Origin of the sequence: Pseudomonas sp. SIMBA_041 (assembly GCF_046535095.1) — a bacterium.
In the GTDB taxonomy this organism is placed as follows: domain Bacteria; phylum Pseudomonadota; class Gammaproteobacteria; order Pseudomonadales; family Pseudomonadaceae; genus Aquipseudomonas; species Aquipseudomonas mucoides.
Genome location: NZ_JAWRXJ010000017.1, coordinates 17,344 through 37,839 on the forward strand (window position 1 = coordinate 17,344; position 20,496 = coordinate 37,839).

At 60.2% G+C, this 20,496-nt stretch carries 12 protein-coding genes and 1 pseudogene; 11 read left to right on the forward strand and 2 right to left on the reverse strand.

Going from position 1 to position 20,496, the window contains the following annotated elements; genetic code table 11:
• Positions 1 to 178: 178 nt before the first annotated feature.
• Positions 179 to 5,800, reverse strand: a pseudogene (locus SB725_RS29135) (retention module-containing protein); the annotation flags it as partial.
• A 451-nt stretch (positions 5,801 to 6,251) separates the two neighbouring features.
• Here SB725_RS29135 and SB725_RS29140 point away from each other — a divergent pair.
• The 11 genes from SB725_RS29140 (at position 6,252) to SB725_RS29190 (ending at position 19,472) form a co-directional block, all read left to right on the forward strand.
• A complete protein-coding gene (locus SB725_RS29140) occupies positions 6,252 to 6,749 on the forward strand; it encodes a hypothetical protein (protein WP_156428511.1) in 498 nt (165 codons plus the stop codon).
• Entirely contained in the window at positions 6,712 to 8,868 is a 2,157-nt protein-coding gene (locus tag SB725_RS29145) for a type I secretion system permease/ATPase (RefSeq protein ID WP_027926024.1), read from the forward strand. Before SB725_RS29140 ends, SB725_RS29145 begins: the two co-directional genes overlap by 38 nt.
• Complete coding sequence (locus SB725_RS29150; RefSeq protein ID WP_027926023.1) at positions 8,858 to 10,225, forward strand: HlyD family type I secretion periplasmic adaptor subunit; 1,368 nt, start codon at positions 8,858 to 8,860, stop codon at positions 10,223 to 10,225. The genes SB725_RS29145 and SB725_RS29150 overlap by 11 nt, the downstream gene beginning before the upstream one ends.
• A gap of 215 nt (positions 10,226 to 10,440) precedes the next feature.
• Positions 10,441 to 11,328 (forward strand): TauD/TfdA dioxygenase family protein, encoded by an 888-nt coding sequence (locus SB725_RS29155; protein ID WP_410922936.1) that lies wholly within the window; start codon positions 10,441 to 10,443, stop codon positions 11,326 to 11,328.
• Between the two features lie 17 nt (positions 11,329 to 11,345).
• On the forward strand, positions 11,346 to 12,371 hold the full coding sequence (locus SB725_RS29160) for an ABC transporter substrate-binding protein (protein WP_027926021.1): 1,026 nt from the start codon (positions 11,346 to 11,348) through the stop codon (positions 12,369 to 12,371).
• Positions 12,372 to 12,376: 5 nt separating this feature from the next.
• Positions 12,377 to 13,237, forward strand: a complete 861-nt coding sequence (locus tag SB725_RS29165; protein ID WP_410922937.1) for an ABC transporter ATP-binding protein — start codon at positions 12,377 to 12,379, stop codon at positions 13,235 to 13,237.
• A 20-nt stretch (positions 13,238 to 13,257) separates the two neighbouring features.
• Positions 13,258 to 14,124, forward strand: coding sequence for an ABC transporter permease (locus tag SB725_RS29170; RefSeq protein WP_410922938.1), 867 nt, complete (start codon positions 13,258 to 13,260; stop codon positions 14,122 to 14,124).
• Between the two features lie 196 nt (positions 14,125 to 14,320).
• Positions 14,321 to 15,241: a LysR family transcriptional regulator gene (locus SB725_RS29175; RefSeq protein WP_027926018.1), complete on the forward strand. Its 921-nt coding sequence runs from the start codon at positions 14,321 to 14,323 to the stop codon at positions 15,239 to 15,241.
• 132 nt (positions 15,242 to 15,373) lie between these two features.
• A complete protein-coding gene (locus SB725_RS29180) occupies positions 15,374 to 16,909 on the forward strand; it encodes an MFS transporter (RefSeq protein ID WP_027926017.1) in 1,536 nt (511 codons plus the stop codon).
• Positions 16,910 to 16,935: 26 nt separating this feature from the next.
• The gene (locus SB725_RS29185) at positions 16,936 to 18,000 is read left to right on the forward strand and encodes an HlyD family secretion protein (RefSeq protein WP_027926016.1); all 1,065 of its coding nucleotides are present in this window, start codon (positions 16,936 to 16,938) and stop codon (positions 17,998 to 18,000) included.
• Positions 17,997 to 19,472 (forward strand): efflux transporter outer membrane subunit, encoded by a 1,476-nt coding sequence (locus SB725_RS29190; protein WP_410922939.1) that lies wholly within the window; start codon positions 17,997 to 17,999, stop codon positions 19,470 to 19,472. Before SB725_RS29185 ends, SB725_RS29190 begins: the two co-directional genes overlap by 4 nt.
• Here the strand turns inward: SB725_RS29190 and SB725_RS29195 are convergent.
• The gene (locus SB725_RS29195) at positions 19,453 to 20,142 is read right to left on the reverse strand and encodes an NYN domain-containing protein (protein WP_082694318.1); all 690 of its coding nucleotides are present in this window, start codon (positions 20,140 to 20,142) and stop codon (positions 19,453 to 19,455) included. The two genes, SB725_RS29190 and SB725_RS29195, sit on opposite strands and share 20 nt — an antisense overlap.
• Positions 20,143 to 20,496 lie beyond the last annotated feature (354 nt).

Consider the following 20,496-nt stretch of genomic DNA (forward strand, 5'->3'; position numbering starts at 1 on the left):
CACCGTTGAACAGCAGCGTGCCACCGCCCGATACCTGGGTGATGGTGATGCCGAGTGGACTGTCATTATCGACGTCGGTGACCTTGAAGTCGTTCCAGCTCAGGGTGATGGTCGAATCTTCGAGGCCGGTGACAGCACCGCCGGCGGACACTGGCGCGTGGTCGTTGTCGATGACGGTGACGCTGGTCTTGTCGGTGCTCAGTACCAGGTTTTCGAAGTTGTTGGTGCCCGAGACGCCAGTCAGTTGATTAACCACAGTCACCGGCTGGTTGACGGAGTGGTTGTCCTGGGTGGTCACCACGGTGTTGCCGCTGGTTTGGTTGGCCGCAACTTTGACCACGGTGCCGTCAGTCAATGTAAAGGTCAGGTCACCGTGATTGTTGACCGGCAAACCATCGGCGTTGGTCAGGGTCACGGTGTAGGTGACTTTGCCGCCTTCGGTGATGCTGGAGTTATCCACCGTCAGTTTGGCGACCACGTCGTTGAGGGTGTCCGTGATGTCCGTGGACACCAGCGACTTGTCCGGCACCAGGCTTTCAAACTTGCCGCCGCTGACCTGATCGATGCTGGCGGTGACTTTGCCGGCGTCCAGGTACACGTCGTCTTTCGGTGCGTCCACGCTGACCTGGCCGGACACCGCATCCTTGAGGATGGTGATGATCGCGCCGTTGCTCAGTTCCACGGTCATGTCGCTGCCGGCGGCATGGGACAAGGTCGCGGTGTAGACGATCTGCCCACCTTCCTGCACCGAACTGCTGGCGCTGAGGGTCAGGCTGGTGGTGTCGGCGGTGTCGGTTACTTTGGTGACGACGGCGGAGCGGTCGGTGTCGAGTTTTTCGAAGTTGCCGCCGGTGCTGTCGGCGATTGCTGCGCGGACGTCCGGTGCGCCGATGTAAATGTCATTCGGCACGGTGTACGGCACCGAACCACTGGATTCGCCGGCCTTGATATTGATCACCAGGCCATTGTTCAGCGTCACGGTCATCGCGGTGTCAGCCGGGTGGTTCAGGGTGGCGGTGTAGATGATCTGGCCACCTTCGCCGACGGTGCTCACGTCTGCGCTGAGCTTCAGCGTCGTGGTGTCGATGGTGTCATTGACGGTGGTGGTGTGCGTGGTCTGGCTGACGTCGAGCTTCTCGAAATCGCCGCCGCTGGTGCTGGCGATGCCGACGGTGATCTTGCTGCCGTCCTTGTAGACGTCATCGCCCGGCGCCGGAACGGTGATGGAGCCCGACTTGTCGCCGGCCTTGATCAGGACGCTCTCGCCGTTGCTCAACTTGACCGTCATGTCAGTGCCAGCGGCATTGCTGAGGTTGACGGTGTAAGTGATGTTGCCGCCTTCGACCACGTAGTCGCTGGCGGTCATGGTCACCTTGGTGGTGTCCACGGTATCGCTGATGGCGGTCGAGGTCGGGGTTTTGTCGGCGACCAGATTCTCGAAGTTGCCACCGGTCACCTCCTTGATGGAGTTGATCAGCGGCTCGTGGCCGACCAGCGCATCGTTCGGCGCCTTGACGGTGATCGAGGCATTGCTTTCACCGACGGCGATGGTGATTTTTTCACCGTTGGCCAAGGTGACGACCACGGCCTGGCCGGTGACGGGTGCAGTGACGGACGCGGTGTACACCACGTTGCCGCCTTCGTTCGTGGCAGGCGTTGCCGTCAGGCTGACCGTCGAGGTGTTGATCGTGTCAGTGACGTCAGTCACCGCTGCTACCGGGCTGCTCACCAGGTGTTCGAAGTTGCCGCCAGTGGCGTCTTTGATGGTCGCTTCGACTTTGCCGGCGTCTTTGTAGACGTCATCGGCCGGTGCCTTGACGGTCACCGAGCCAGTGGTCGCACCCGCAGCGATGCTGATCACCGCGCCATTGCTCAAGGTGACGGTGACTGGCGTGCCGGCGGCGTTGGTCAGTTTGGCGGTGTAAACGATCGAGCCGCCTTCAGCGACGGAATCGGTCGCGGTCAGGCTAACCGTGGTGGTGTCTTTTACATCGGTCACTGAGGTGACCGCCGGCGTTTTGTTCGCCACCAGATTTTCGTAGTTGCCACCGGTGGTGCCGTCGATTTTTACGCTCAGCGATCCGCCGCCAGCCAAGGCATCGTTAGGTGCTTTGAAATGCACGCTTGCACTGCTGGCGCCGACCGGAATGGTGATGGTCTGGCCGTTGGACAAGGTCACAACCACCGGTGAACCGGTGACGGGCGCGGTGACGGACGCGGTGTAGACCACGGTCCCGCCTTCGACCGTGTGGGCCGTGGCGGTCAGGGATACGGTGCTGTTGTTGATGGTGTCGGTCACGTTGGTGACGGCTGGCGTCTTGTCGGCCACCAGGTTTTCGAAGTTGCCACCGGTGGTTTTGGTGATGCTGGCGTCGACTTTGCCGGCGTCCTTGTACACATCATCCTTGGGCGCGGCGAAACTCACTGAGCCGGTGGTGGCGCCCTTGGCAATGTTGATCACGGCGCCGTTGCTCAGCGTCACACTCATGGAAGAGCCAGCGGCATTGGTCAGCGTCGCGGTGTAGACAATCGAGCCGCCCTCGGCGACCGTGCCGGTGGCGCTCAGTGACAGGCCGGTGGTGTCTTTCGTATCAGCAACGGTGGTGACCGCAGGCGCGTAATTGACCGCGACGTTTTCGAAGTTGCCACCGCTTTGGCTGACGATGATCGCCGCGACTTTGCCGCCATCGACGTACGGTGTGTCAGCCGGTGCAGCAAACTCGACCGAACCGCTGGAAGCGCCAGCGGCGATCTGGATGACCGCGCCGTTGCTCAACTTCACGGTCATGGCCGTGTCTGTCGGGTTGCTCAGGGTGGCGGTATAGGTGATCTGGCCACCCTCGCTGACGGTGTGGCTGGCCGACAGAGACAGCAATGTGGTGTTGATGGTGTCAAAGACGATGGTGATTGCGGGTGCCTGGCTAACGACGAGGTTCTCGAAGTTGCCGCCGGTGGCGTCGGTCACCTTCACGGTGAGCAAACCGGTGTCCCTGTAGACGTCGTCGCTTGGCGCCGCGATGGTCACCGAACCACTGGTTTTGCCCGCGGCAATGGTGATGGTCTCACCGTTGCTCAGCGTGACGGTTACCGGGGTTTGCGCGGCGTGGGTCAGGGTCGCGGTGTAAGTAATGTGCGAACCTTCAAGTACCGCCGTGTCCGCGCTGAGGGTCAGGCGTGTGGTGTTGGTGGTATCCGCCACGTTGGTCACGGCTGGCGCCGGGTTGGTGACCAGGCTTTCAAAGTTGCCGCCGGCCGCGTCTTTGATGGTGACTTCAACTTTGCCGGCGTCTTTGTAGACGTCGTCCTTCGGCGCATCGACTTTGACGGTGCCGGTGGTTTTACCGGCGTCGATGGTGATGGTCGCGCCGTTGCTCAGGGTCACGGTCACTGGCGTGCCGGCCGGGTTGGTCAGGGTCGCGGTGTAAACAATCGAGCCACCCTCGTTGACGTTGCCGGTGGCCGTCAGCGACAGGGTGGTGGTGTCGACGGTGTCGGTCACGCGGGTGCTGACCGGTATCTTGTCGGCGACCAGGTTTTCGTAGTTGCCGCCGCTGATGTTGGTGATCGAGTTGGTGACCGGTGCGTGGCCATTTAGCACATCGTTCGAGACCACGGCATTGACGGTGCCGCTGCTTTTGCCAACGTCGATGGTGATGGTCTGACCGTTGGCCAGGGTCACGATGACGGGCGAACCGGTAACCGGAGCACCGACCGATGCGGTGTAAACCACGGTGCCGCCCTCGGCCACGCTGCCGGTGGCGGTCAGGGTGACGGTCGAGGTGTCGAGGGTGTCGGTGACGCTGGTGACCGCCGCCGTGGGGTCTTTGACCAGGTTTTCGAAATTGCCGCCAATGGCGTCGTTGATGGTGACTTCGACTTTGCCAGCGTCTTTGTAGACGTCATCGGCCGGTGCTTTAACGGTCACGGAACCGCTGGTTGCGTTGGCCGCGATGGTGATGACCGCGCCATTGCTCAGGGTGACGGTCACCGGCGTGCCGGCGGCGTTGGTCAGGGTCGCGGTGTAAACGATCGAGCCGCCTTCAGCGACGGAATCGGTCGCGGTCAGGCTAACGGTGGTGGTGTCCTGGGTATCGGTGATCGAGGTGTCCGCCGACTTGCCGTCAACGTCCAGCTTCTCGTAGTTGCCGCCCTTGGCGTCATCAATCTTGACGCTCAAGGAACCGCCACCGGCGAGGGCATCGTTCGGCGCGGTGAAATTCACACTGCCGCTGCTCGATCCGACCGGGATGGTAATGGTCTGGCCGTTGGACAAGGTCACAACCACTGGCGAACCGGTGACGGGTGCGGTAACGGACGCGGTGTAAACCACGGTGCCGCCTTCGGCCACAGTACCGCTGGCCGTCAGGCTGACTGTCGACGTGTTGATGGTGTCAGTGACTTCAGTCACCGCCGCTGCCGGGCTGGTCACCAGGTTTTCGAAGTTGCCGCCGGTGGCGTCCTTGATGGTCGCTTCGACTTTGCCGGCGTCTTTGTAGACATCATCAGCCGGCGCCGGGACGCTCACGCTGCCGGTGGTCGCGCCCGCCGCGATGGTAATGACCGCGCCGTTGCTCAAGGTCACGGTGACTGGCGTACCGGCCGGATTGGTCAGGGTTGCGGTGTACAGAATCTGACCGCCCTCGGCCACTTCGGTCGATGCCGACAGGCTCAGGCCGGTGTCGTCGCGGGAGTCGGTGATGGTGGTGACCGCCGGCGTGGTGCTCGGGACCAGGTTTTCGAAGTTGCCACCGGTTGCACCGGTAATCGTGGTGGTGACGGTGCTGCCATTGTTATAGACATCGTTGGCAGCGGTCGGCACGTTAACGGTGCCCGTGGTGTTGCCGGCGTCGATGGTGATGGTCGAACCGTTGGACAGCGTGATGGTCACCGGGGTTTGAGCCGGGTTGGTCAGCGTCGCGGTGTAGGTGATCACGCCGCCTTCGGTAACGCTGGCGCCTGCGGTCAAACTAACCGTGGTGGTGTCGACGGTGTCGGTGACCTGAGTCACGGCCGGGGTCGTCGGCGGCGTGACGATGATGCCGTTGCCGCCCGTGGTGCCGGTGACGGTCACATCGATTTGGGTCGGGTCGTTATAAACAGTGTCGTTCGGCGCCAACGGCACACTGACGGTGCCGGTCAGTTGGCCGGCCTGGATCACGATCACCGAGCCGTTGGACAAGGTGATGCTCAGGTCGGTCAGCGGCGCCTGTGTCAGGGTCGCGGTGTAAACCAGTACGCCGCCGGCTTCGGTGATGGTCGGCGTGGCGCTGAGGCTCAGGGTCGATTCACGTTGCAGGTTCGGATTGGTGTCGGCCGTTTGTCCGTCGAGGGGGTTCTGTGCCGCCAATGCGCTGGTGCCAAAACCCGCCGTCGGGAAACCCACGGTCGGGTCCACCCGGCCAGCGGTGGCATCCAGCATCACGAAGCTGTGACCGCCACCTGCCGCGCCGCCCGTGCCGGCAGCCGTAGGGCCGGCCGCGGTGGCTTCAAGGTCTTTGGTCGGGTCGGCGCCGGCGACGATGGCTTGCTGCAATTCTTCAACCGATGGCGCGGCCTGTGCGGTGGCTTCTGCCAGGTCGGTGCTGGAGTCCGGAGCGCTGGCGCTCCACTGAGTGTCGCGACCCAGGTCCAGGGTCCGGCCGTCAGCCAGTTCGAGCGTCACGGCACCCGCTGCCCCCGTGTCTACCTGATCCCCTGTCAGCAACCGATCGCCTTCAACGAGTACACGACGGACGCCCTCTGGGGACACCGCGAAAACTTGACCGACAATGCTTTTGACGATGGCAACAACACTGCTCATTGAAGACTCTCCGGGTGGAACATTCAGTTGACTTGCACACGTGACTTACAGGGACATGACGGCACTCGGCCGGACCTGTCCGGGCAAACTTTTAAAGCAAGAGTAGACGCAAGTTTGACGCGGATATTCGTCAATAAATTGTCTATATTTTTTAGCTATTGACTATATGCCAAACTATTGACCTTGCGGGTGCCATCCTAAACACTCGTCTCAGTAATGTCACATTGATATTTGAGTAACGAGCGGTCCCGTCGAGTGTGATCCGGGTCCAATTTTAAACTTTCCGACATACGGTCATTCGGGTGGTCATTTTCCGATGCGTTCGTATGTTTCACAGTGATTTACGACAAGTAATTCAGGGAAATAGAAACCGTTCGTCTGCACTGATTCAAGGCTTCGCCCCATCGCTCCAGGCACCGGTTTTGTTCGGGTACAGAGCTTTGCGCAGGCCATGCGACAGGCACTGGAAGTCCATCCGGAAGTCCAGGCAGGTGTTAATAATCGATTGGGCGCGGATTATCAGTTAAAGACGGCCAAAGGGGGATACTTCCAAGGGGCGATCTGCTGGGCGGTAATTGTCATGAAGACACTGGATAGCGTCACCACGCGAACAGCATCGACCCATAATCACCGGGGAAATTTTGCTCCGCAGGCGTCGCGCCAGCGCCTCTCGCCAATGGCGTTTGACGGTTTCTCGACGTCCAGTGAAGTGGTGCGTCAACAAGCCGCCGAGCTCAAAAACATTCAGTTATTTACTCATCACCGATTCAAGGCGACCATGAGCCGGTTGCTCAAGCGCCAGGGAGTGGTTGCACCGTTGGCATCCGTTGTGCAGAACGACGTGAAGCCAGGTTCCGCTTTCCGGGATGAATTGAGTCCTCCCTTTTTACCGTTAGCCAAGAGTGTCGAGCGTGGAATCAGAAGTCAGTCGAGTTCAACTCATCCATGATCCACGCGCGTTGCATGACGATCCGTTACTGGATGGCCTGCTCGCCCTGTGCACGCTGCACCAGAAACCGGCCAGCGCCGCGATGTTGACCACCGGCCTGCCATTGCCCAAGCAACGCCTGAGCGTTGAGTTGCTGCCTCGCGCCGCCGCTCGCGCCGGCCTGCAAGGTCGGGTGCTGCAACGCAAGCTTGAGCAGATCCCGGCGATTGCGATGCCTGCATTGCTGTTGCTCAAGGATGGCCGCAGTGCGGTCCTGCTCGGCTGGCACGGTGACGACCAGGCGCGCGTACTGCTGAGTGAATGCGATGGCGGCGAAAGTGTCGTCAGTCGTGAATTGCTCGCCGACGACTACACCGGCAAAGTGTTTTTCGCTCAACCCCAGCACAAATTCGACGTCAATCACGGCACGCTGATTCCGCGTGCGCGTTCGTGGTTCCGCGACACCCTCAAGCGTTCGCGCTGGCTGTACGCCGACGCCATCGCCGCCAGTTTCCTGATCAACATCATCGCCATGGCCGCGCCGCTGTTTGTGATGAATGTGTACGACCGCGTGGTGCCGAACCAGGCGGAATCGACCCTGTGGGTCTTGGCCATCGGCATCTCCGGTGCCTACCTGTTCGACCTGATTCTGAAGAGCCTGCGCAGTCTGTGTCTGGACCTGGCCGGCAAGAAAACCGACCTGATCATCTCCGCCACTCTGTTCGAGCGCATTGTCGGCATGGCGATGAAATACCGCCCGGCGCGGGTCGGCAGCTTCGCCCAGAACATCCATGAGTTTCAGAGCCTGCGCGACTTCCTCGCCTCGCTGACCCTGACCAGCCTGATCGACCTGCCGTTTACGCTGCTGATCTTCATGGTCATCGCGATACTCGGCGGACACCTAGTATGGATCCCGGTGCTGGCGTTCCCGATTGCCCTGCTGATCGGCTACGCGCTGCAGAAACCGCTGGTGGCGACCATGGAACGAACCATGGCCCTCGGCGCAGAGCGTCAGTCGAGCCTGATCGAAACCCTCGCCGGCCTCGACGCGGTGAAGGTCAACAACGCCGAAAGCGAACGCCAGTATCAGTGGGAACAAACCATCGGCACCCTCAGCCGCCTCGAACTGCGGGTGAAAATGCTCTCTGGCCTGGCGATGAACATCACCTTGCTGATCCAGCAACTGGCCGGGGTGATCATGATTGTCTTCGGTGTGTACCAGATCATCGCCGGTAACCTGAGCATGGGCGGCCTGATTGCCTGCTACATGCTCAGCGGTCGTGCGCTGAGCCCGCTGGCTTCGCTGTCCGGCCTGCTGACCCGTTATCAGCAAGCACGGGTGACCATGACCTCGGTCGATCAAATGATGGAGTTGCCGCAAGAGCGCAATTTCGAAGAGCGCCCGCTGAGCCGCAAGGTGCTGCAAGGTGCCATCGAATGCCGGCAGATGAGCTTCACCTATCCGCAACAGCAGAATCCGGCGCTGAAGAACATCAACCTGATCATCAAGCCGGGCGAGAAAATCGGCATCATCGGTCGCAGCGGCTCGGGCAAAAGCTCCCTGGCCAAACTGCTGGTGGGCCTGTACCAACCGGATGACGGCGCGCTGTTGGTGGATGGCGTCGACATCCGTCAGATCGACGTCAGTGAGTTGCGCCACAACATCGGCTACGTGGCTCAGGACATCCAGCTGCTGGCGGGTACCTTGCGCGATAACCTGGTGTCGGGCGCGCGTTATGTAGAAGACGAATTGGTCCTGCAGGCCGCCGAACTGGCCGGCGTGCACGAGTTTGCCCGTCTGCACCCGCAAGGTTACGAACTGCAAGTCGGTGAGCGCGGGCAGAACCTGTCCGGCGGTCAGCGCCAGAATGTCGCGCTGGCCCGGGCGCTGTTGCTTGATCCGCCAATCCTGCTGCTCGACGAGCCGACCAGTGCCATGGACAACACCGGCGAAGAACGCCTCAAACAACGCCTCGCGGCGGTGGTGGAAAGTAAAACCGTGGTGCTGGTCACGCACCGGGCTTCGCTGTTGTCGCTGGTGGATCGCTTGATCGTCATCGACCGTGGACAAATTCTTGCCGATGGCCCGAAAGCCGCCGTGATGGAAGCGTTGAAGAAGGGGCAGATCAGTGTTGCTTAAGTCGGGGTTCAAAAATTCGATCGGTCGTTACTTCAAAGGCTCCGATTCGTTGCATGGCCAGCCACTGCCCGAGGTCAACAAAGCCCTCATCGAAGACGCCCCACGCGTGGTGCGGTTGACGATCTGGGCGATCATCGCGTTCTTCGTGTTCCTGATGCTCTGGGCCCATTACGCGGTGATCGACGAGGTCACCAAGGGCGACGGCAAGGCGATTCCATCGTCCAAGATCCAGAAAATCCAGAACCTTGAGGGCGGTATCGTCTCCGAGCTGTTCGTCAAAGAAGGGCAGATCGTTGAGGCCGGTGCGCCGCTGATTCGCCTCGACGATACGCGCTTCGCTTCCAATGTCGGCGAGACCGAAGCGGATCGCTTGTCGATGCTACTGCGGGTTGAACGCTTGAGCGCGGAAGTCGACGACCGTCCGCTGAATTTCGCGGCGGACGTGCTCAAAGCCGTGCCCGTTCAGGCGGCCAGCGAAGAGTCGCTGTACACGAGCCGTCGTCAGCAACTGCACGATGAAATCGGTGGTTTGCAGGAGCAGTTGATCCAGCGTCAGCAAGAGCTGCGTGAGTTCACCTCCAAACAGTCGCAGTATCGCCAGCAACTGAGTATGCAACGCCAGGAAATCAACATGTCCGAGCCGTTAGTGGCCCAGGGCGCGGTGTCGCCGGTTGAAGTGCTGCGCCTGCGGCGTGCCGAAGTCGAAACGCGCGGACAACTGGATGCCACGACACTGGCGATCCCTCGCGCCGAATCGGCGATCAAGGAAGTGCAGCGCAAGATTGACGAGACACGCGGTAAATTCCGCAGCGAAGCCCTGACTCAACTGAACGAAGCACGCACCGACCTGAACAAGGCCCAGGCCACGGGCAAAGCGCTGGAAGACCGGGTCAGCCGAACGCTGGTGGCATCTCCGGTTCGCGGCATCGTCAACAAGCTGCTGGTGAACACCATTGGCGGCGTGATCCAGCCGGGTAGCGACCTGGTGGAAATCGTGCCGCTGGACGACACCTTGCTGGTCGAGGCGAAAATTCGCCCGCAAGACATCGCCTTTCTGCACCCGGGGCAAGAGGCGACGGTGAAGTTCACGGCGTACGACTACACCATCTACGGTGGGTTGAAGGCCAAGCTTGAGCAGATCGGTGCAGACACCATCACCGATGAAGACAAGAAGACCACGTACTACATCATCAAGCTGCGCACCGATCGCAGCCACCTGGGCACGGATGAAAAGCCGTTGCTGATCATTCCGGGGATGGTGGCGTCGGTGGATATCATCACCGGCAAGAAGTCAGTGCTCAGCTATTTGCTCAAGCCGATTATTCGGGCGCGGGCTGAGGCGTTGCACGAGCGATAATTCGCGATGGCGGCCTGAAAAACAGCACATCCCTAAAAGCCATATCGTTATTCACTAACGGTATTTAAATTTCAATTCTTATACCTATAAAGTCACTCTCCTGCGTACCTGCCGACCAATCGGCGCGCCGCACGACACGAACCAACACGGGACCTCCGTGAGTTTCTTGATCGACGCGCGCGCCCTTGAGCGTGCCGTGCGTGGGAGTGATTTTTATGTCAGCTGTCTCTGCTACCAACCGCATCGCGCCACAAACCTTCGACATCCGCCCGTTCAGGGGCGCCGTCGGTGCCGAAATCATCGGCCTCGACCTGTCTCTTCCGATCAATGAGCAGGACTTCACCCGCCTCCATCGCGCGCACCTGAATCATCACGTCGTGGTGTTCCGCGACCAGCGCATCACCCCCGAGCAGCAGATTGCCTTCAGCCGTCGATTCGGCGTGTTGCAGATCCACGTGCTCAAGCAATTCCTGCTGGCCGGCCACCCGGAAATCCTCATCGTTTCCAACATCATCGATAACGGCCAATCCATCGGCTTAGGTGACGCCGGCAAGTTCTGGCATTCGGACCTTTCCTATAAAGAACTGCCCAGCCTGGGCTCGATGTTGCACGCCCAAGAGCTGCCATCCGAGGGCGGCGACACCTTGTTCGCTGACATGCACAAAGCCTGGGACAACCTGCCCGATGCGTTGCGCAAAGCGGTTGAAGGCCGATCCGCGGCGCACTCTTACACGGCGCGCTACAGCGAAACCAAATTCGAAGGCAACTGGCGCCCGACCCTGACGCCTGAACAGCTCGCTCAAGTTGCCGAAGTGGTCCACCCGATCGTGCGTACGCACCCGGAAAACGGGCGCAAGGCGCTGTTCGTCAGCGAAGGCTTTACCACCCGCATCGTTGGGTTGCCGGATGACGAGAGCCAGCAACTGCTCGCCGAGCTCTACGCCCACAGCGTGCTGCCGCAAAACATCTACCGCCATCAGTGGCAACCGCATGACCTGGTGTTCTGGGACAACCGTTCGTTGATCCACCTCGCCGCCGGATGCCCCAGCCATCTGCGCCGCAAGCTGTACCGCACCACCATTCAGGGCGACGCGCCTTTCTGATTTATCGGAGAACTCACATGTCCAAACGTTTTCCCTTTGCACCGCTGGCGGCCGCTATCGGCCTGGGTTTCAGCCTGATCGCCGGCAGCCTGGTGGCGCCGACCGCGGCCCACGCCGAAGGTGAAATCCGCATCGCCGAGCAGTTCGGCATTGTTTACCTGTTGCTCAATGTGGTGCGCGATCAGAACCTGATCGAGAAGTACGGCAAGCAGGAAGGCATCGACATCAAGGTCGACTGGACTCAGCTGTCGGGAGGCGCGGCGGTCAACGATGCGCTGCTCTCGGGCTCGATTGATATTGCAGGCGCGGGCGTCGGTCCGTTGCTGACCATTTGGGATCGCACCCACGGCAAGCAGAACGTCAAAGCCGTGGCCTCGCTTGGCAACTTCCCTTACTACCTGGTGAGCAACAATCCCAAGGTCAAGACCATCGCCGATTTCACCGACAAGGACCGGATTGCGGTGCCGGCGGTGGGCGTGTCGGTGCAGTCACGTTTCCTGCAATACGCGGCCGCCAAGCAGTGGGGTGACAAGGAATTCAATCGCCTCGACAAGTACACCATTGCAGTGCCGCACCCGGACGCTACGGCTGCGTTGGTGGCCGGGGGCACCGAGTTGTCCGGGCACTTCTCCAACCCGCCATTCCAGGATCAGGAGCTGGCCAACCCCAACGTCCACGTGGTGTTGAACTCCTATGACGTGCTCGGCCCGAACTCGCCGACGGTGCTGTTCGCCACCGAGAAATTCCGAGACGAGAACCCGAAAACCTATAAGGCCTTCATCGCGGCGCTGACCGAAGCGGCCGAATTCGCGCAGAACGACAAAGGCGCTGCCGCCGACACTTACATCCGCGTCACCAAGGCGAAAATCGATCGCGCCGCGTTGCTGAAAATCATCGACAACCCGCAGTTCGAATTCAGCGTCACGCCGAAGAATACGTATCCACTGGCCGAGTTCCTCTACCGCGTGGGGGCGATCAAAAACAAACCGGATTCGTGGAAGGACTATTTCTTCCAGGACGCCAAGCCACTGCAAGGGAGCTGATCGAAATGAACGCTCCTTTGCAAGGCCACACGGTCAGCAAACCGAACGTTGCAGCCCAGGCGCTGCTGTCGGTCGACAACGTCAGCCTCGAATACCGCACGCCGCAGCGTGTGGTTCGAGCGACCCATCAAGTCAGTTTTGAAATTGATCCGGCGGACCGCTTTGTGCTGCTCGGCCCGTCCGGTTGCGGCAAATCAACTTTACTCAAGGCAGTAGCCGGGTTCATTCAGCCGTGTGAGGGCGAGATCCGTCTTCAAGGGCAAACCGTACATGCGCCGGGGCCGGACCGCATCGTGGTGTTCCAGGAGTTCGATCAACTGCCGCCGTGGAAAACCGTGAAACAGAACGTCATGTTTCCGCTGCTGGCATCGAAAACCCTGAAGCGTAAAGAAGCTGAAGAGCGGGCGCTGCACTACCTCGAAAAAGTCGGGCTGGCGGCGTTTGCCGATGCTTATCCGCATACCTTGTCCGGTGGCATGAAAGCGCGAGTCGCCATCGCTCGCGCCTTGGCGATGCAACCGAAAATCCTCCTGATGGACGAACCCTTCGCCGCGCTCGATGCGCTGACCCGCCGCAAGATGCAGGAAGAATTGCTGCTGCTGTGGGAAGAGGTGCGTTTCACGCTGCTGTTCGTCACCCACTCCATCGAAGAGGCGTTGGTGGTGGGCAATCGCATTCTGTTGCTGTCGCCGCATCCGGGTCGGGTGCGGGCGGAAGTCCACAGCCACCAATACGATCTGCACAGCCTTGGCGGCGTGGCGTTTCAGGAGTCGGCGCGACGGATTCACCGGTTGTTGTTCGATGAAGGTCAGTCGCCGGAAACCGAGCGTGAGCTGGATTTCTCCGACATTCGCATCGCTTATTGAGCCATTGAGAGGAGTGCCCGATGAGCCATTTATCATCTGCGCGTGAAGCGTTCGAAACGGTTTTGCAGCCGCTGACCAGCGTACCGCTGGAGCGTGAATTACCCCTCGGTCAGCGCCTCTGGCAACAGGGCTGGATTCGTAAAAGCCTGATCCTGATATTGCTGGCGGTACTGTGGGAAGTGGTCGCCCGCGTTCAGAACAATGACCTGCTGCTGCCGAGTTTTCTGCAAACCGCCCGCGCGCTGTATGACGGTTTGCTCAGTGGTGAGTTGCTGGGCAAGGTCTGGATTTCGCTGGTGGTGTTGCTCAAGGGCTACCTGATCGGCATCGTCCTGGCGTTTGCCTTGACCACGTTGGCGGTGTCGACCCAGTTCGGTCGGGACCTGCTGAGCACATTGACCTCGATGTTCAACCCGTTGCCGGCGATTGCCTTGTTGCCGTTGGCGCTGTTGTGGTTCGGCCTGGGGCAGAACAGTTTGATTTTTGTGCTGGTGCATTCGGTGCTGTGGGCGTTGGCCTTGAACACCTATGCCGGTTTTCTCGGGGTCTCGGAAACGTTGCGCATGGCGGGTCGTAATTACGGGTTAAAGGGTATGCGGTTTGTGCTGTTTATCCTGATCCCGGCAGCACTGCCGTCGATACTTGCCGGGTTGAAGATTGGCTGGGCCTTTGCCTGGCGTACGTTGATTGCAGCGGAGTTGGTGTTTGGCGCGACCAGCGGCAAGGGTGGGTTGGGCTGGTACATTTTTCAGAACCGTAATGAGCTGTACACCGACAAGGTGTTTGCCGGGTTGGCGGTGGTGATTTTAATTGGGTTGCTGGTGGAGAACCTGGTGTTTGATTCGTTGGAGCGGGTGACCGTTAAGCGCTGGGGGATGCAGCGGTAAGAGTTGTGGTGTTTGGTCTGAGCCATCGCGAGCAAGCTCGCTCCCACAGGGTTTTGTATGGTTCGCAAAATGGTCGGTCAATGTAATCCATCGTGCGAGCTTGCTCGCGATGGGGCCAATCCAGCCAACACATCATTTGAGAGATGTTTGCTAGCATTGCGTCTGAATCAATCCAGATCAGCCACGAGTGCTCAGCATGCAACTCCCGGACATGAACCTGTTGGTCGCCCTCGACGCCTTGCTCGATGAGGGCAGCGTGGTTGGCGCTGCGCGGCGGATGAACCTCAGCCCGGCGGCGATGAGCCGAACGCTGACGCGCATACGCGAAGCCATCGGCGACCCGATCCTGGTGCGCGCCGGGCGCGGTCTGGTGCCAACCCCCAAGGCGCTGGAACTGCGCGAGCAGGTGCGTGACGTGGTCGAGCAGGCCGCCTTGCTGTTTCGTTCCGCCGATGAGGTGGACCTCGGTTCGTTGCGCCGCCGGTTCAGTATCCGCGCCAATGATTTTTTCGTCGGTGTCTATGGCGGCAAACTGTTCGACACCCTGGAGCGCCAGGCGCCGCACTGTGAGTTGCGCTTTGTGCCGGAAGGCGATGGCGATGATGAAGCGCTGCGTGAAGGGCGGATCGATTTGAGTGTCAGCAACAATCGTCCGGTCATGCCGGAAGTGAAAGTGCAGAACTTGTTCTCGACACACTTCGTCGGTCTGGTGCGTGAGGACCATCCCCTGTTCGACGAAGAGATTACCGCCGAGCGCTATGCCGGTTTTTCGCATATCAGCATGTCGCGCCGTGGAATTGCCCGCGGGCCGATCGACACGGCTCTCAACGCATTGGGGCTGGAGCGGCGGGTGGCGGTGATCGCGCCGAGCTTTCATGCGGCAATGTTCGCGTTGCCGGATTCCAATCTGATTCTGCCGGTGCCCCAAGAGGCGTTGCTGAGCGTGCGACGCCTGGGTTTGAAACTGCGCTCGTTCACCCTGCCGATTCCGCTGCCCACCCTGATGCTGACCCAGGCCTGGCACCCACGGTTTGACAATGATCCAGCTCACCGTTGGCTGCGTGAAACCCTCAAAACCTGCTGCGACGAAACATGGCAGGCCGCACAACCCATCTGAAGCAACCCCCACTCCTACAGGGGGTTTTGTATTGTTGCGTCTAGCGCACTTATAACCTGTCGATAAGTCAGTTTTCGTCAGGCCACACGCTTTTTAAAATGCCCCGGTATTCAACCCCCGGAGCAAGCCGTAATGACTTCCCTCACCGTCACGGCACCCCTCGCCGTGACCCCGCCCGCCGCCGTCGTGCCACCGGTCTTCGGCCCGCGGATCATCATCGGTCTGGTGGGGGTGTTGCTGGCAGTGCTGGTGTCGGGCTTGAACGAGATGGTGACCAAAGTAGCGCTGGCGGATATTCGCGGTGCATTGGCCATCGGTTACGACGAAGGCACCTGGCTGGTCGCCAGTTACACCGCGACCTCGGTGGCGGCCATGGCGTTTGCGCCGTGGTGTGCGGTGACGTTCTCCCTGCGGCGATTCACCCTGTGCGCCATCAGCGTCTTCACGGTGTTGGGCCTGTTGTGTCCATTCGCCCCGAACTACGAAAGCCTGCTGGTCATGCGCACGTTGCAGGGCCTGGCCGGCGGTGCATTGCCACCGATGCTGATGACCGTCGCACTGCGGTTCCTGCCGGCCAATGTGAAGCTCTATGGCCTGGCCGGTTATGCGCTGACCGCCACGTTCGGCCCCGGTCTCGGTACACCACTGGCCGGGTTGTGGACCGAGTATGTCGGTTGGCAGTGGACGTTTTGGCAGATCATCGTGCCGTGTCTGCTGGCGCTGGGCGCGGTGGCCTATGGTTTGCCCCAGGACCCGCTACGTCTGGAGCGCTTCAAGCACTTCAACTGGCGCGGACTGCTGCTGGGTTTTCCGGCGATCTGCATGCTGGTGATCGGCATCTTGCAGGGCAATCGGCTGGACTGGTTCGAGTCGAGCCTGATCTGTGGATTGCTCGGTGGTGGGCTGCTGTTGCTGGTGCTGTTTTTGATCAATGAATGGTCGCAGCCGATACCGTTTTTCAAGATGCAGATGCTTGGCATCCGCAACCTCTCGTTTGCTTTGCTCACCTTGGCCGGGGTGCTGGTGATACTGCTGGCGGTGATCATCATTCCGTCCTCTTACCTCGCTCAGGTGCAGGGTTACCGGCCCGTGCAGACGGCGCCGATCACGCTGTTGGCGGCGTTGCCGCAGTTGATTGCGCTGCCGTTGGTGGCGGCGTTGTGCAACCTGCGATGGGTCGATTGTCGCTGGGTGTTGGGCGCGGGTTTGAGCCTGTTGGCGCTGTCGTGCGTCGGTGGTTCGCAGCTGACGTCAGCATGGATTCGCGACGATTTCTACGCGCTGCAACTGCTGCAAATATTCGGTCAGCCCATGGCCGTCCTGCCGCTGTTGATGCTGTCGACCGGCAGCATCTTGCCGATGGAAGGGCCGTTCGCCTCGGCCTGGTTCAACACGGTGAAAGGTCTGTCAGCGGTAATTGCGACCGGCGTCATCGAGGCATTGACCACCACCAGGCTGCATTTTCACTCGACGATGCTGGTGGACAACCTCGGCAACTCGCCCCTGGCCGAACGCGACAGCGCGGGCCTCGCCCATCGCCTGCACGAGCAAGCCGTGGTGCTGACTTCTTCCGATCTTTACCTGTGCATGGCGGGCGTCGCGTTGGCGTTGATCCTGCTGATTTTCTGGCTGCCGACGCGGATGTATCCACCGCGCGCGCCGACTTGAACGCTTTACTGAAACAGAAGGTTTTTATGACGACTCAAACCAAGCAAAAGATAGCTGTCGGTGTCGCCGTAGTAGTGGCGGTCAGTGTGCTGATTTGCCTGCTGACGCCCGGCCTTTTCGGTCCGCGTACGCAGCAAAAAACCAATGACGCGTTTGTCTCGGCGGACTTCACGCTGGTGGTCCCGCGCGTGGCCGGGTTTATCAAGGAGGTGCTGGTGGAAGACAACCAGCAGGTCAAGACCGGGCAGTTGCTGGCACTGATCGATGATCGTGATCTGCGCGCTGCGGCTCAGGCGGCGGACGCCGAAACCCTGGTGGCCAGGGCGCAACTGCAAAATGCCCGCGCAACCCTTGAGCGCCAGGCCTCAGTGATCGCTCAGGCTCAAGCCTCGGTAGTCTCGGCCAAGGCTGAAATGGCGTTCGCCGAGCATGAGTTGAACCGCTACGACCACTTGGCCGGTGTTGGGGCCGGCACGGTGCAGAATGCTCAGCAAGCGCGCACGCGCATCGATCAGGCCAATGCGCGGTTGGCCAACGCGATGGCGGTGCTGGCGGCGGAGCGCAAGCAAGTGGACATCCTGACGGCCCAGCGCGATGCGGCGGAAGGCGGACTGAAACGGGCGCAAGCCGCGCTGGAAATCGCCAGCTATGAGTTGTCTTACACGCGCATTGTCGCGCCGCAGGACGGCATGGTCGGCGAGCGCGCCGTGCGAGTCGGCGCTTATGTGACACCGGGTAGCAAGATTCTGGCGGTAGTGCCGCTGGCGCAGGCTTACGTGGTGGCCAATTTTCAAGAGACTCAACTGACTAACGTTCAGCCAGGGCAGGGTGTGCAGGTGCGGGTTGATAGCCTCGGCGGGGAGGCGCTGAACGGTCGCGTCGAGAGCATCGCCCCGGCGACGGGCGTGACGTTTGCTTCGATCAAGCCGGACAACGCCACGGGTAACTTCACCAAGGTTGTGCAGCGGATCCCGGTGAAAATCGTCCTCGAACCTGGGCAGGCATTGGCCTCGCGGCTGCGCGTGGGGATGTCGGTGGAGGCGAGTATTGATACGGCGAGTGCCGTGTCGCATGAGGTGGCTCAGCGATGAAGATTTTTGTTGAGCGGTGGCCTCAACTGACCTTTTGCGCCTTGCTGATCATGAGCCTGTCAGCCTGCACCGTCGGCCCCGACTTCCACAAACCTCAAGCCCGACAAATCACCGAATGGTCAAAACCGGCCAAACCCGCCGCCGGTGAAGCGGTCACCGCCGACATGAACGAACGCTGGTGGGAAGTCTTCAACGACCCAAAACTCTCCGCCCTGACCCAGCGCGCCCTGACCGACAACCTCGACCTGAAACTCGCCAGCAGCCGCTTGCAGCAAAGCCGTGCCGCGCGCCAGGTGATCACCGCCAACCGTTACCCCAACACGGCCGCGACGGGCAGCTATGGGCGCAAACGCAACAGCGGCGAAGGCTTGAACGATCCCTCGGGGCACAACGGTGATTCGGCATTCAACCTGTGGGACACCGGCTTCTCCGCCTCCTGGGAACTGGATTTCTGGGGGCGTGTACGCCGCGAAACCGAAGCCGCCGACGCCACGCTGGAAGTCGCGGAAAACGATCGTCGCGGCGTGCTGCTGTCGGTGCTCGCGGAAACCGCTCAGGACTACATTCAGCTGCGCGGCGTGCAAAGCACTCGGGCTGTTACCGAGCAAAACCTCGATGTCGCCCGCCACAGTTTGAAACTTTCGCAACTGCGTCTGGCCGACGGCGTTGCCACTGACCTGGATGTCGCCGAGGCTGCCGCCCAAGTTGCCGCCATCGAATCGCGCCTGCCCGCGCTGGAGCAGCGGCAGTCGCAACTGATCAACGCGTTGAGCCTGTTGATGGGCGAACCGCCGCAAGCGCTGCACGCCGAGTTATCCACAGATGGGCCGGTGCCGCAAACCCCGCGCCAGGTCGCGATCGGCTTGCCGTCGCAGCTGGCTGAACGCCGTCCGGATATTCGCCAGGCTGAAGCGCAACTGCACGCTGCCACCGCGAACATCGGCGTGGCCAAGGGTGACTTCTACCCGCGGATCACCTTGTCGGGCAACCTGGGTTCGCAAGCCATGCAGCTCAGCGATTTTGGTTCGTGGGGCTCGCGTTCATTCGGCATCGGCCCGCAATTCAGCCTGCCGCTGTTTGACGGCGGTCGCCTGCGCGGTGTGCTGAACCTGCGCGAAGCCCAGCAACAGGAAGCGGCCATCGCCTATCAGCAAACCGTGCTGCGCGCCTGGCATGAAATCGACGATCAACTGGCCGCCTACAACGCCAGCCAACTGCGCCGCGACAGCCTCGCCGAAGCCGTCCGCCAAAACCAGATCGCCCTGCGCACTGCGCAGCAGCAATACACGGAAGGCGTGGTGGACTTCGTTAATGTGCTGACGGTGCAAAGCGCATTGCTGGCGACGCAGGAGCAGTTTGTGGAGAGTTCGACCGGGGTTTCGCTGGCGATGGTCGGGTTGTACAAGGCGTTGGGTGGGGGATGGGAGTCGGTGTATCCGCTGGTAAATGTCGTTACCAATAATCCGGTTTGATGGCGGGCGCCTTGTGCGTTGGTACCCTGTTTGGAAATTGATGTGTCCGCAGCTCTTCTGCGGTGACGACTCGTCGCATCCAGTGGGAGTGTTCTTTCAAAGAACCTGGAGAAGGACGGTTTAACTCAGCCCGGTGGGGAAGAATGACACCGACTTTCATGTCAGGGAAATCTTCTCGAATTGCTCTGAGAGCTGGAGTCATGTCTGTGTCGCTGGATACTAATACAAGTTGTTCGATAGGCTCATTGAAATGAAGTTTGGACTGTCTTGCTGCCGTGCGATACATGCTGATTCCGATGTGAACATCTGTTTCTTTCTCTTCAAGTTTCCAGATGTCGACTTTGTCTTGGCGCGATGCCCCGGTTTTTCTGTCAATGAAACGTGGGGCTTTAGCAGGCTCAAGCTTATGGCGACCATAGTGAACGGCAACGTTGGTCGTTTTTAACGCTCGTACGTAAGTGTCTTGAGCTTCTTTAGAGGTTCGGCCGCGAGTAGCAAGTTCTGGTTTGACGGATGAAGTGAAGTAATCAACAGAGATAATTGAGCTCTGCGGATTCTCGATGTGCGCGACATGGGCTAGCAAGCCTTTGAGATTAAGCCATTTGTAGGGCGTGCCAGCGAGTAACCCATAGAACACGTTGTAGCCATCAACAAAGAAAGCAGTTCGCAAAAGCTCATACCTCAGAAACGAAAAAACCGGCCTAAGCCGGTTTTCTCACCTCCAACTGCCAGAGAATTTAATCTCTGCGTACGGGGTTCAGTGGGGGGATCGTAAGTCGGGTGGGGCACGGACGTCAACCCGTTGATTGATCCATCGCTCTACTCGACTTGCAGCGGCGAGCCAGTTTTGAGCAGTCGGTTGGTCGTTGGTCAAGGTCTTATCGACTAAATCTATGAGCGTTTGCTACGAGATGAAGTTCAAAGTGCTGCATCTTTGCAAAAGTGAAAGTTGTCTACAGGTCTTCTCAGTAACGACCGCATGTAGATTCCCAGAATCCTGTGGGATTTGATACCGAGAGGCAAT